The organism is Arthrobacter sp. B0316-1-20 (assembly GCF_059091865.1).
The window spans coordinates 292,432-305,651 of record NZ_JBNHHC010000002.1 but is presented as its reverse complement, the minus strand read 5'-3'; the positions used below and the strand labels follow the sequence as shown (position 1 = coordinate 305,651).

Below are 13,220 nucleotides of genomic sequence, written 5' to 3'. Positions count from 1 at the left end.
TCGGCCCGTAGGACAAGCGGGCCCGGCGGGCACATTTGGGCATGAATCGAACTTACCAGAACCGCACCGCTCCGGCTCGAGGCCGGAGCGGAGACTGGTTGCCCAGCAGACCGGGGCAGGAGCGGTGGCGGCTGCTCAGCCGGAGAAGGCTGACAGGTCCGCCAGGGTGTGTTCGGTCGCCTGGCGCAGGGCGGCGGTGTCCGGACCGGCTTTGAGGATGTCCCTGCTAGAGGTCGCCAGCACATTCCCGACGGCGGGGCCGAAGGCTGCCGCAATGTCGGCTCCGGTCGCGCCCTGGGCGCCCAGGCCCGGCGCCAGCAGCGGCCCGTTGACGGCAGCCAGGTCGAGTCCCAGCCGTTCCATGATGTCGGCGCGGACCGTGGCTCCGACCACCAGGCCGACCGAGCCCAGCTCGCCGTCGCGTCCGGCCGCCGCGTTGTCGGCCGCTGCCGATTCCGCGATCCGGCGTGCCACCGACTCGGCACCGCCCACGTGCTGCACGCTGGCACCTTCCGGGTTGGAGGTCAGCGCCAGCACGAACACGCCGCGGCCCGTTGCTGCGGCCAGGTCCAGAGCCGGCCGCAGCGATCCGTAGCCAAGGTACGGGCTGAGGGTCACCGCGTCGGCAGCCAGCGGCGAACCGTCGCGCAGCCAGGCGTCCGCGTAGGCCGCCATGGTGGAGCCGATGTCGCCGCGCTTGGCGTCCGCGATGGTCAGCACCCCGGCCTCGACCGAGGCCGCCAGCAGCTTCTCCAGCACCGCCATCCCGGCAGAACCGTGCCGCTCGTACAGGGCCACCTGCGGCTTCAGGGCGGCGGCCTGCTCCCCCACCGCGTCCAGCACGGTGAGGGAGAAGCGTTCCAGCCCCCCGGCGTCGTCGTTCAGGCCCCAGGCGGAGAGCAGCGACGGGTGCGGGTCGATCCCCACACACAGCGGCCCGCGGGCCGCCATCGCCGCCCGCAGCCGCTGCCCGAAGGTGGCGGGCAGCGGTCCGGCGCCGGGCTCAGGCATGGAAGGCAGCCTTCAGCTTTTCGGCATGCTCCTGCAGGCTGGTCACGTCCCACTCGTATTGGCGCATCGCTTCGATGGCCTGGATGGCGGCACCGAACTCGGACACCGTGGTGATGATCGGCGTGCCCACCGAGGTGGCCGCCGCGCGGATCTCGTAGCCGTCGCCGCGGGCCTGGCCGCCGGAGGGGGTGTTGAGGACGAGTCCAATGTGACCTTCGGTAATCAGGTCAACAATGGTGCCTTCGCCGTCGTCCGAACGCCCCTCGGCGACCTTCCGTACCGTGGTGGACTGGATGCCGTTGCGGCGCAGCACTTCCGCCGTGCCGCCGGTGGAGAGGATCTCGAAGCCCAGATCCACCAGCAGCTTCACCGGCATGATGATGGAGCGCTTGTCCCGGTTGGCCACCGAAACGAACACCTTGCCGGACGTCGGCAGCGCGCTGCCGGCCGCGGCCTGGCTCTTGGCAAAGGCGGTGTCGAAGTACTTGTCGATGCCCATGACCTCGCCGGTGGAGCGCATTTCCGGGCCGAGCAGCGAATCGACCACGGTGCCTTCGGGCGTGCGGAACCGGCTGAACGGCAGCACTGCCTCCTTGACCGCCACCGGAGCTTCCAGCGGCAGTCGGGAACCGTCGCCGGATTCCGGCAGCAGCTTGTGGACGCTGCGCAGCATGTCGATGCTGACGCCGGTGCCGATCAGCGCCGCGGCCTTGGCCAGCTGCACGCCGGTGGCCTTGGAGACGAACGGAACGGTGCGGGAGGCACGCGGGTTGGCTTCGATCACGTAGAGCACATCGGCGGCCAGCGCGAACTGGATGTTGATCAGGCCGCGCACACCGACACCCTCGGCGATGGCGGCGGTGGCGTTGCGCACCCGTTCCAGCACCTCGGCGCCGAGGGTGATCGGCGGCAGCACGCAGGCCGAGTCGCCGGAGTGGATCCCGGCCTCCTCGATGTGCTCCATGATGCCGCCGACGTAGAGGTCCTTGCCGTCGTAGAGCGCGTCGACGTCGATCTCGATGGCGTCTTCCAGGAAGCGGTCCACCAGCACCGGGTGGTCCGGCGTGATCTCGGTGGCGTTGGCAATGTAGCGGGAGAGGTTGGCCTCGTCGTAGACGATCTCCATGCCGCGCCCGCCCAGCACGTAGGACGGGCGGACCAGCACCGGGTAGCCGATCTCGTCGGCGATCTTCTTGGCCTCGTCGAAGGAGACGGCGGTGCCGTTCTTCGGCGCGATCAGGCCGGCCGAATCCAACACGCGCTGGAAGGCGCCGCGGTGCTCGGCCAAGTCGATCGCCTCCGGCGAGGTACCGAGGATCGGGATGCCGGCGTCGGCCAGCGCCTGCGCCAGCTTCAGCGGCGTCTGGCCGCCCAGCTGCACAAACACGCCCAGCACACCGCCGGTGCGTTCTTCGGCCGCGATGACCTCCAGCACGTCCTCGAGCGTGAGCGGCTCGAAGTACAGGCGGTTGGAGATGTCGTAGTCGGTGGAGACGGTCTCCGGGTTGCAGTTGATCATCACCGTCTCGTGCCCGGCCTTGCGCAGCGCCATGGTGGCGTGGACGCAGGAGTAGTCGAACTCGATGCCCTGGCCGATCCGGTTGGGACCGGAACCGAGGATAATCACGGACGGCTTGGCGTGCAGCTCAACCTCGTCCTCCTCGTCGTAGGACGAGTAGTGGTACGGGGTGTAGGCGGCGAATTCGGCGGCGCAGGTGTCGACGGTCTTGAACACCGGGCGGATGCCCAGCGCGTGCCGGACGCCGCGGACCACTGCCTCGCTGGTGTGGGACAGCTTGCCGATCTGCTCATCGGAGAAACCGTGCCGCTTGGCCAGCCGCAGGATGTCCTCGGTCAGCGCCGGGGCCTTGCGGATCTCGGTGGCCACCTCGTTGATCAGCTGCAGCTGGTCCAGGAACCACGGGTCGATCGCTGTGGCTTCGAAGACCTGCTCGATGGTCGCGCCGCCCAGCAGCGCGCGCTGCACCAGCGAGAGCCGCTCCGTGGAGCCGAACTTGGCCTTGGCCAGCAGCTCAGGGATGTCGTAGTCGTTGACCGGAGCGAACTCCAGCTGGGACCCCTTCTGCTCCAGCGACCGCAGCGCCTTCTGCAGCGCCTCGGTGAAGTTGCGGCCGATGGCCATCGCCTCGCCCACGGACTTCATGGTGGTGGTCAGCGTCGGGTCGGCGGCCGGGAATTTCTCGAAAGCGAAACGCGGCACCTTGACGACGACGTAGTCCAGCGTCGGCTCGAAGGCCGCCGGGGTCTGCTGCGTGATGTCGTTGGGAATCTCGTCAAGCGTGTAGCCGAGCGACAGCTTGGTGGCGATCTTCGCGATGGCAAAGCCGGTGGCCTTGGACGCCAGCGCCGAGGACCGGGAGACCCGCGGGTTCATTTCGATAACCACAACACGGCCAGTGTCCGGTTCGATGGCGAACTGGATGTTGCAGCCGCCGGTGTCCACGCCCACTTCGCGGATCACCGCGATGGAGATGTCACGCAGCTTCTGGAACTCCCGGTCGGTCAGCGTCATGGCAGGGGCCACCGTGATCGAGTCGCCGGTATGCACGCCCACCGGATCGAAGTTCTCGATCGAGCACACGACCACGACGTTGTCGTTCTTGTCGCGCATCATCTCGAGCTCGTATTCCTTCCAGCCCAGGATGCTCTCTTCGAGCAGCACCTCGCTGGTGGGGCTGTACTGAATGCCGGCTCCGGCGATCCGGCGCAGGTCGTCCGCGTTGTAGGCCATGCCCGAGCCCAGACCGCCCATGGTGAAGGACGGGCGCACCACCATGGGGTAGCCCAGTTCCTCGGCCGCGGCGAAGGCTTCGTCCATCGAATGCACGATGACCGACTTGGCGGATTCGGCACCGCAGCGTTCGACGACGCCCTTGAACTTCTCCCGGTCTTCACCGAGCTCGATGGCCTCGATGTTCGCGCCGATCAGCTCCACGTTGTACTTCTCCAGCACACCGTTCTTGTCCAGCGCGATCGCGGTGTTCAGAGCGGTCTGTCCGCCCAGCGTGGGCAGCAGGGCGTCCGGGCGCTCCTTGGCGATGATCTTTTCGACCACCTCAGGCGTGATCGGCTCCACGTACGTGGCGTCGGCGAACTCCGGGTCCGTCATGATGGTGGCCGGGTTGGAGTTGACCAGGATGACCCGCAGGCCCTCCTCCTTCAGCACACGCAGCGCCTGGGTGCCGGAATAGTCGAATTCGGCCGCCTGGCCGATCACGATCGGACCGGAACCGATGACCAGGACGGATTTCAGATCTTCTCTCTTGGGCATTACTTGCTGTCCTTCGTGGTCTCGGAAGTCGTCTCGGAAGCGGGCTGGGAAGCCGTCTGGGAAGCGGTCCCGGCCTGGTTGCGGCGGGAATCCATCAGGTCGGTAAAGCGGTCGAACAGGGTGGCCGCGTCGTGCGGCCCGGCGGCCGCTTCCGGGTGGAACTGGACGGAAAAGGCGGGAATGTCCAGGCAGGACAGGCCCTCAACGACGTCGTCATTCAGGCAGACGTGGCTGACCTCAACCCGGCCGAAGCGCTCTTCCGGGGCCAGCGTCGGCCCGTCCAGCGGGGCGTCGACGGCGAAACCGTGGTTCTGCGAGGTGATTTCCACCTTGCCGGTGCGCCGGTCCATCACCGGCACGTTGATGCCGCGGTGGCCGTAGCGCAGTTTGTAAGTGCCGAAGCCCAGGGCCCGGCCCAGGATCTGGTTGCCGAAGCAGATGCCGAAGAACGGCAGGCCGGCGTCGAGCACCTTGCGCAGCAGCAGCACCTGGCGGTCGGCGGTGGCCGGGTCGCCCGGCCCGTTGGACATGAACATGCCGTCGGGCGAGACACCCTGGACGTCCTCGAAGGTGGCGGTGGCGGGCAGCACGTGCACCCGGATCCCGCGCTCGGCAAACCGGACCGGAGTCATGGCCTTGATGCCCAGGTCCAGGGCGGCGACGGTAAAGCGCGGCTCGCCCTTCCAGCCGTGGTCTGCCGGTTCGACGACGTAGGCTTCGGTGACGCTGACCTCTTCGGCAAGCCGGGAGCCTTCCATCGACGGCTGCGCGGCGACCTCGGCCACCAGTTCAGCGGCGGGGCGGCCTGCGGCGTCGCCGGAGAAGATGCCGGCCTTCATCGCGCCGCGCTCGCGCAGGTGGCGGGTCAGTGCGCGGGTGTCCACGCCCTGGATGCCCACGATGCCCTGGTTGACCAGTTCGTCGTCCAGGCTGCGCTCCGAGCGCCAGTTGGAAGCGCGGCGGGCGGGATCGCGGACCACATAGCCGGCCACCCAGATCTTGTGCGATTCCGCGTCGTCGTCGTTCACGCCGGTGTTGCCGATATGCGGTGCGGTCTGCACTACCAGCTGGCGGGCGTAGGACGGGTCGGTGAGGGTCTCTTGGTAGCCGGTCATTCCGGTGGCAAAGACCGCCTCGCCCAGTGTGGTTCCCCGGGCGCCGTAGCTGCGGCCGCGGAAGGTCCGGCCGTCTTCGAGCACCAGCAGCGCCGGTGCGGTTGCGGAGGTTGTTTCTGCGCTCACGATGTTTCCTAGTCTTCCTGTACGGCGGGTAGGTATGTCTGCAGCTGCGCCAGCAGCGGTTGTTTATCGGCGGCCTGCCGGGTGCGGAAGGCGGTGTCGACGTCGCGCTCCCCCAGTTTCCACGTGATCACGGCGAGCCCTTCGGATTCCACGAACTTGCCCACCATGCCGCTCTCGGTGCGGACACCGGAGATGGTTGCGGCCGGAATGTAGAGGTCGGTGGAGCCGGGCCGCTCGATCAGCACGCCGTGCGGATAGGTCCGCAGCGTGGCCTTGGTCCGGATGCCCAGGCCGTGGACGGCCACCCGGTCCAACCAGTCCCCCGCCGTGGTGGTGACCACGTACATGCCCTCGTAGTAGCCGGTGGGGTTGGCGGTGTCCGCCGGGATCTGCGACAGCGGCGCGATGTCCTGCTGGCGCTTGAGCCGGTTCCGCCAGCCCACCGCTACCAGCACAATCAGCACGACGGCGACGGCGAGCATCACCAGGCCGGCCTGGATCTGGCCCATCAGCCCTCCTCTGCCGGGCGGGCGGGCGTGTTCAGGGCGCCGTCCAGCACGGTGGGGTGTCCGTTGAGGAACGTGGCCACCACGCGGCCGGGCAGTTTCCGGCCGGCAAACGGCGAGTTCCGGCCCTTGGTGGCCATGGCCGAGGGGTCCACCGTCCAGCGGGCCGCGGGGTCCACCAGCGTGATGTTGGCGGCCGCGCCGGCTGCCAGCGGCTGGCCCTGGCCGGCCAATCGGCCGATCCGAGCCGGCATGGCGGAGGTGATCCGGGCGAAGTCGGCCCAGCCGATCAGCCCGGATTCGATCATGGTGTGCTGCACCACGGACAGCGCGGTTTCCAGGCCGGTCATGCCCATCGCCGCCTGCGCCCACTCGCATTCCTTCGCCTCGGAGGGGTGCGGGGCGTGGTCGGTGCCGATCACGTCGATGGTGCCGTCGGCCAGGCCGGCGCGCAGCGCCTGCACGTCCTCGTCGGTGCGCAGCGGCGGGTTGACCTTGTAAACCGGGTCGTAGCTGCGGACCAGTTCGTCGGTCAGCCAGAGGTGGTGCGGCGTGACCTCGGCGGTGACCTTGATGCCGCGGGCCTTGGCCCAGCGGATGATGTCCACCGATCCGGCCGTCGAGACGTGGCAGACGTGCAGCCGGGAGTCCACATGCTGGGCCAGCAGCACGTCGCGGGCGATGATGCTTTCCTCGGCCACGGCCGGCCAGCCGGTCATGCCCAGCACCGCCGAAACGGTGCCTTCGTTCATCTGCGCGCCGTCGGTCAACCGCGGCTCCTGCGCGTGCTGGGCGATCACGCCGTCGAACGCCTTGACGTACTCCAGCGCGCGGCGCATCAGCACCGGATCCGAGACGCAGATGCCGTCGTCGGAGAACACCCGGACGCGGGCGCGGGAATCGGCCATCGCGCCCAGCTCGGCCAGCCGTTCGCCGGCCAGCCCGACGGTCACCGCGCCCACCGGGCGGACGTCGGCCCAGCCGGCGGTGCGGCCCAGCGTGTACACCTGTTCGACCACGCCGGCGGTATCGGCCACCGGCGACGAATTCGCCATCGCGTGCACCGCGGTGAAGCCGCCCAGGGCGGCGGCGCGGGTGCCGGTTTCCACCGTTTCCGCGTCCTCGCGCCCCGGCTCGCGCAGGTGCGTGTGCAGGTCCACCATGCCGGGCAGCGCAATCAGCCCGTTGGCGTCAACCACGACGGCGCCTGACGCGCTGAGCGCGCTGCCCACCTCCGCGATCTTTCCGTCGCGGACCAACAGGTCGGCCCGGTCCCCGCCGGTCAGCGAGGCCCCGCGGATCAGGTAGCTGGTCTCGGTGCTGGACGCGGTCACTTGGCCTCCTGGGCGGCGGTCGGTGTGGGAGCGGCGGACTCGGTGCCGCCGGAAAGCAGAAGGTAGAGGGCGGCCATCCGAACGGCCACGCCGTTGCGGACCTGGTCCAGCACGGTGGAGCGCGGCGAGTCGGCCGCCGCCGAGGAGATTTCCAGCCCGCGGTTCATCGGGCCGGGGTGCATGATGATGGTCCCGTCGCGGCCGGAAGCGTCCAGCGCTGCCAGCCGGAGGTCGTTGAAGCCCCAGCGGCTGGAGTATTCCTGCGTGGACGGGAAGTAGGCGGCGTTCATCCGCTCGCCCTGGACACGCAGCATCATCACGGCGTCCGTGCCGGCGGCCAGCGTGGCGTCCAGGTCGTAGCTGATGGTGCACGGCCACTCGCGGCTGCCCACCGGCAGCAGCGTCGGTGGCGCCACCATGGTGACCTCGGCGCCCAGCGTGCGCAGCAGCCACAGGTTTGAACGGGCCACCCGGGAATGCAGGATGTCCCCGACGATGGCCACCTTCATGCCAGCCAGGTCCGTGCCGGTTGAGCCGGTGCCGTTGAGCTTGGCCCAGGTGCGCCGCAGCGTGAACGCGTCCAGCAGCGCCTGGGTGGGGTGCTCGTGGGTGCCGTCGCCGGCGTTGACCACGGTGGCGTCAATCCAGCCGGAAGCGGCCAGCCGCGCCGGCGCGCCGGAGGCCCAGTGCCGGATCACGACGGCGTCGGCCCCCATCGCTTCCAGGGTTTGGGCCGTGTCCTTGAGCGATTCGCCCTTGGACACGGAGGATCCCTTGGCGGCGAAGTTGATCACGTCAGCCGAGAGCCGCTTGGCGGCGGCCTCAAAGGAGATGCGGGTGCGGGTGGAGTCCTCGAAGAAGAGGTTGACCACGGTGCGGCCGCGCAGCACGGGCAGTTTCTTGACCTCGCGCAGTGATACGGCGGACATTTCCTCGGCAGTATCCAGGATCTGCACCGCGTCCGGCTTGGCCAGGTCGGCGGTGGACAGCAGGTGTTTCATGCGCTGAAGTCCTCGATTACTACCTCGTCGGCGGCCGGGCTGCCGTTGTTCGTATCAATTTCGGCCAGCCGGACCCGGACCTTCTCCACCGAGGAGGTGGGCAGGTTCTTGCCGACGTGGTCGGCCCGGATCGGGAGTTCGCGGTGCCCGCGGTCCACCAGGACGGCCAGCCGGACGATCCGCGGCCGGCCCAGGTCCACCAGGGCGTCCAGTGCCGCGCGGATGGTGCGGCCGGAGTAGAGCACGTCGTCCACCAGCACCACGACCTTGTCGTCGATGCCGGCTGCCGGCAGCTGGGTGGGCAGCGGGGTGCGCGTGGGGTGGCGGCGGAGGTCGTCGCGGAACATGGTTACGTCCAGCTGGCCGATGATGTCTTCGGCAGCGACGGAAGGATCGGCGGCGGCGATTTTGGCGGCCAGCCGGCGGGCCAGTGGATAACCGCGGCGCGGGATGCCCAACAGGACCAGATCTTGGGACCCCTTGTTCGCCTCGAGGATCTCGTGGGCAATCCGGGTCAATGCGCGGTTGATGTCCGCTTCGGCAAGTACAACTCGCGACGATGCCGGCTGTTGCGCCGGTGAGCCCGTGTTCATCTTTTGCCGCCTCCTTCCCCGCCTCACCGGACGGAATTTAAAGGTTGCTTGCGCCCTCAAAATTACCACGACCGGCCCTGCTCGCCTGCTTCGTGACGGCTGCACGACGGCGATCTGTGGCCGATGTGGGCAAGCTCACCGAACGGCGGGCTGGCTGTGGCGGCTGCCGGGGAAACGGACCGGCTGGACCGGCACGCGACAACGGCGGGTGCCCCGCAAAGTGGGCACCCGCCGTCGTACGTGGAGATGGTGGCTGAACCGGCGGCTCAGGCCAGCAGGGTGGGCTTGAGCTGCTGCAGCCGGCCCAATAGGCCGTTGACGAAGGATGGCGACTCGTCGGTTGACAGCGTCTTGGCCAGCTCCACCGCTTCGCTCACCGCAACGCCGTCGGGCACGTCGTCGTTGTAGAGCAGTTCCCACGAGCCGACGCGCAGGATGATGCGGTCCACGGCGGGCATCCGGTCCAACGTCCAGCCCTGGGCGTAGGTGGCCAGGAACTCGTCGATGGTGGGCTGCAGGGCGGCGACGCCCTCGACGATCTGCGCGGTGTAGGGGTTGATCACCTGGTCCGTCTTGTCCCGGCCGGCCAGCGCCTCGGCTGCGCTCACGCCGCGCTGTTCGGCTTCAAAAAGGACGTCGACGGCCCTGCGGCGGGCCTTGCCGCGAGCTGAAGTAGGGGCACTCACTAGTCGTTGACTCGTCCCAGGTAGTCGCCGGTGCGGGTGTCGACCTTGACCTTGGTGCCGGTCTCCAGGAACAGCGGGACCTGGATCTGGTAGCCGGTCTCCACGGTGGCGGGCTTGGTGCCGCCGGTGGAGCGGTCGCCCTGCAGTCCGGGCTCGGTGTAGGTGATCTCCATGACCACGGAGGCCGGCAACTCGATGTAGAGCGGGGTGCCGTCGTGCATGGCGATGTTGACCTTGATGTTTTCCAGCAGGAAGTTCTCGTCCTCGCCGACTACCGGACCGGGAACGGTGACCTGGTCGTAGTCCTGCACGTCCATGAAGACGAAGTCGTCGCCATCCTTGTACAGGTAGGTGTAATCGCGGCGGTCCACCGTGGCGGTTTCGATCTTCAGGCCGGCGTTGAAGGTCTTGTCCTGGATCTTGCCGCTCACGACATTCTTGATCTTGGTGCGCACGAACGCGCCGCCCTTGCCCGGCTTCACGTGCTGGAACTCAATGACGTTCCACAGCTGGCCGTCCATTTTCAGCACGGTGCCGTTCTTGATGTCGTTGGTTGTGGCCACAGTTTCACTTTCGTTGATGATGGCGGGCCGCCGGCGGAAGGTCCGCCCGGCCCGGAGCGAAGTCCAGCAGACATTCTACCTGCTGGTGGGTTGCCCGCCCCAAGTAGCCGGGTCGGCTTCCTGAAGCAGCGGAGGCGGAAGCGGCGCTACTCGGCGATTTCCTGGTAGGCGGCGAACAACAGCGAGGTGTCCGGTACGTCCAGGATGCCGGGCTTGGCCAGTCCGTCCAGCACCACGAAGCGCAGCAGGTCGCCGCGGGCCTTCTTGTCCCGCTTCATTCCGTCCAGCAGCGCGGCCCAGCGGTCGCGGCGGTAGGTGACCGGAAGCCCGAGGGAGGTCAGGATTGCCTGGTGCCGGTCGGCGGTGGCGTCGTCCAGCCGGCCGACCATCCGGGACAGCTCGGCGGCGAAGGCCAGGCCGATCGAAACAGCCGCCCCGTGGCGCATTTGGTAGCGCTCGGCCAGTTCAATCGCGTGGCCAAGCGTGTGCCCGTAGTTGAGGATCTCGCGGCGTCCGGACTCGCGCAGGTCGGCGGAAACCACTTCCGCCTTGACCCGGATGGCGCGCTCGATAATTTCCCGCAGCTGGGCGGTACCGGCGGTGCTGGCAGCTTTCGGGTCGGCTTCAATCAGGTCCAGGATGGCCGGATCGGCGATGAAGCCGCACTTGACCGCTTCGGCCATGCCGGTGATCAGTTCGTTGGGCGGCAGCGTCTGCAGCGCGTCCAAATCGGCCAGCACGGCGGCCGGCGGATGGAACGCGCCCACCAGGTTCTTGCCCTCGGCGGTGTTGATCCCGGTCTTGCCGCCGACAGCCGCGTCAACCATGCCCAGCAGGCTGGTGGGGATGTGCACCACCTTGACGCCGCGCAGCCAGGTTGCGGCCACGAAGCCGGCCACGTCGGTGACCGCCCCACCGCCCACCGCCACAATGGCGTCCGAGCGGGTGAAGTCGTTCTTGCCCAGCACTTCCCAACAGAACGAAGCCACCTGGATGTGCTTGCCCTCCTCGGCGTCCGGGATCTCGGCGGTCAGCGCTTCCATCCCGTTCGAGGCCAGGTCCTCGCGCACGGCGTCGCCGGTGGCACGCAGCGCCCGCGGATGGATGACCAGCACCTTGCGGACCCGCTCCCCCAGCACCTGCGGCAGCCGGCCCAGCAGCGCATGGCCGACGACGACGTCGTACGCCTCCTGGGGTGTGTTCCCGGTGACGGGGATGACGGTTGCCTCGGTGTTGCTCACGGTTCGTGCCTTTCCTCAAGCAGTTGTCTCAGTTCGGCCAGCAGCTGCTGCTGGCTTTTGCCGCGGGTGTCCAGCACCACGTCGGCCAGGCGCTCGTATACCGGACGACGCTGCCGGAGGGTTTCGGTCCAGCGGCCCACGGGGTCGCCGGCCAGCAGCGGCCGGCCGGTGTCCTTGATGATGCGCGGACGCACCGTGTCCACATCGATGTCCAAAAAGACCACGGTGCAGTTGGCCAGCAGCTGCTGGGTGCCGGTATCCAGGATGGCGCCGCCGCCCAGCGAAACCACGGCGGGCGGTTTGCCTTCGCCCAGCAGCGCCGCCACCTCGCGGGCTTCAAGTTCGCGGAAGGCATGCTCGCCCATCGAGGTGAAGATCGCGGGAATCGGACCGTGCCGTTCAACCAGCCGTTTGTCGCTGTCGGCGAAAGCCAGGCCGTGCCGGCTGGCAAACTGGCTGCCCAGCGTCGACTTGCCCGACGCCATGGGACCAATCAGCACCAGATGGCGCCGCAGCCGCAGCGGTTCCCCGGAGGCCACTAGTGGCCGATCGAATCCAGCGACTCCGGAATGGCCGCCAGATAGGACCGCAGGTTGCGTGACGTCTCGGCCACGGAGTCGCCGCCGAACTTCTCGGTGACGGCCTGGGCCAGCACCAGCGCCACCATGGCCTCGGCGACGACGCCGGAGGCCGGCACGGCGCAAACATCCGAACGCTGGTGGTGGGCTTTGGCCGGCTCGCCGGTGCTGACGTCGATGGTGGCCAGCGCACGGGGAACCGTGGCAATCGGCTTCATGGCCGCGCGGACGCGCAGCGTCTCGCCGATGCTCATGCCGCCTTCGATGCCGCCGGCGCGGTTGCTGGCACGCACGATGGTGCCGTTCTCGTCGCGGACGATTTCGTCATGGGCGGCGGATCCGCGGCGGGCGGCGGTGCGGAAGCCGTCCCCGACCTCCACGCCCTTCATCGCCTGGATGCCCATCAACGCGGCGGCCAGCCGGGCGTCCAGCCGGCGGTCCCAGTGCACGTAGCTGCCCAGACCCGGCGGCAGCCCGTAGGCCAGCACCTCGACGACGCCGCCCAGGGTTTCGCCTTCCTTGTGCGCCTGATCCACCTCCTGCACCATGGCCAGGGACGTTTCGGCGTCGAAGCAGCGCAGCGGATCTTCGTCCAGCGCCAGGACGTCGTCCGGCCGGGGAAGCCGGCTGCCCTCGGGAACCGAAACCCCGCCGACCGCGGTGGTGTGGCTGACCAACCTAATCCCTAAAGCGGAGAGGAACTTCGCGGCTACCGTTCCCAGGGCTACCCGTGCAGCTGTCTCGCGGGCACTGGCGCGTTCCAGCACCGGACGGGCTTCGTGGAAGCCGTACTTCTGCATGCCGGTGAAGTCTGCGTGGCCAGGCCGAGGCCGGGTCAGCGGGGCGTTGCGGGCCAGATCCTCCAACAGTGCAGGATCGACCGGGTCGGCGGACATGACGGTTTCCCACTTGGGCCATTCGGTGTTGGCTACTTCGATGGCTACCGGGCCGCCCTGGGTCAGGCCGTGGCGGACGCCGCCCACCAGGGTGACCTCGTCCTGTTCGAATTTCATCCGGGCGCCGCGGCCGTAGCCCAAGCGCCGCCGCGCCAGCGCATCCTGCACCTCGGCTGCGGTCAGTTCGACGCCGGCGGGGACGCCTTCGATAATTCCTACCAGGGCCGGACCATGGGATTCACCGGCGGTTAACCAACGCAACATGGATTCAATACTGC

Annotated in this window: 12 protein-coding genes; all 12 read right to left on the bottom strand. The window is 68.4% G+C overall.

Features of this window, described 5'->3' with window-relative positions:
• Nucleotides 1-135: 135 nt before the first annotated feature.
• On the bottom strand, nt 136-1,011 hold the full coding sequence (pyrF, locus tag AC5RW2_RS04380; protein ID WP_493962121.1) for an orotidine-5'-phosphate decarboxylase: 876 nt from the start codon (nt 1,009-1,011) through the stop codon (nt 136-138).
• On the bottom strand, nt 1,004-4,303 hold the full coding sequence (gene carB, locus AC5RW2_RS04375; protein WP_493950561.1) for a carbamoyl-phosphate synthase large subunit: 3,300 nt from the start codon (nt 4,301-4,303) through the stop codon (nt 1,004-1,006). The genes pyrF and carB overlap by 8 nt, the downstream gene beginning before the upstream one ends.
• Nucleotides 4,303-5,544 (bottom strand): glutamine-hydrolyzing carbamoyl-phosphate synthase small subunit, encoded by a 1,242-nt coding sequence (carA, locus tag AC5RW2_RS04370; protein ID WP_493950562.1) that lies wholly within the window; start codon nt 5,542-5,544, stop codon nt 4,303-4,305. The genes carB and carA overlap by 1 nt, the downstream gene beginning before the upstream one ends.
• A gap of 8 nt (nt 5,545-5,552) precedes the next feature.
• On the bottom strand, nt 5,553-6,053 hold the full coding sequence (locus AC5RW2_RS04365; protein WP_493950563.1) for a PH-like domain-containing protein: 501 nt from the start codon (nt 6,051-6,053) through the stop codon (nt 5,553-5,555).
• Nucleotides 6,053-7,384 carry a dihydroorotase gene (locus tag AC5RW2_RS04360; protein WP_493962122.1) on the bottom strand — a complete coding sequence of 444 codons (1,332 nt, stop codon included), beginning with the start codon at nt 7,382-7,384 and terminating at the stop codon, nt 6,053-6,055. The genes AC5RW2_RS04365 and AC5RW2_RS04360 overlap by 1 nt, the downstream gene beginning before the upstream one ends.
• The gene (locus tag AC5RW2_RS04355) at nt 7,381-8,385 is read right to left on the bottom strand and encodes an aspartate carbamoyltransferase catalytic subunit (RefSeq protein ID WP_493950565.1); all 1,005 of its coding nucleotides are present in this window, start codon (nt 8,383-8,385) and stop codon (nt 7,381-7,383) included. Before AC5RW2_RS04355 ends, AC5RW2_RS04360 begins: the two co-directional genes overlap by 4 nt.
• Entirely contained in the window at nt 8,382-8,978 is a 597-nt protein-coding gene (gene pyrR / locus AC5RW2_RS04350; RefSeq protein ID WP_493941077.1) for a bifunctional pyr operon transcriptional regulator/uracil phosphoribosyltransferase PyrR, read from the bottom strand. Before pyrR ends, AC5RW2_RS04355 begins: the two co-directional genes overlap by 4 nt.
• Nucleotides 8,979-9,244: 266 nt before the next feature.
• A complete protein-coding gene (gene nusB, locus AC5RW2_RS04345; RefSeq protein WP_127512662.1) occupies nt 9,245-9,664 on the bottom strand; it encodes a transcription antitermination factor NusB in 420 nt (139 codons plus the stop codon).
• Entirely contained in the window at nt 9,664-10,227 is a 564-nt protein-coding gene (efp, locus tag AC5RW2_RS04340) for an elongation factor P (RefSeq protein ID WP_493962123.1), read from the bottom strand. Before efp ends, nusB begins: the two co-directional genes overlap by 1 nt.
• 146 nt (nt 10,228-10,373) lie before the next feature.
• On the bottom strand, nt 10,374-11,468 hold the full coding sequence (aroB, locus tag AC5RW2_RS04335) for a 3-dehydroquinate synthase (RefSeq protein ID WP_493962124.1): 1,095 nt from the start codon (nt 11,466-11,468) through the stop codon (nt 10,374-10,376).
• Nucleotides 11,465-12,007, bottom strand: a complete 543-nt coding sequence (locus tag AC5RW2_RS04330) for a shikimate kinase (RefSeq protein WP_493962125.1) — start codon at nt 12,005-12,007, stop codon at nt 11,465-11,467. Before AC5RW2_RS04330 ends, aroB begins: the two co-directional genes overlap by 4 nt.
• Entirely contained in the window at nt 12,007-13,206 is a 1,200-nt protein-coding gene (aroC, locus tag AC5RW2_RS04325) for a chorismate synthase (RefSeq protein WP_493950568.1), read from the bottom strand. The genes AC5RW2_RS04330 and aroC overlap by 1 nt, the downstream gene beginning before the upstream one ends.
• Between the last annotated feature and the right edge of the window lie 14 nt (nt 13,207-13,220).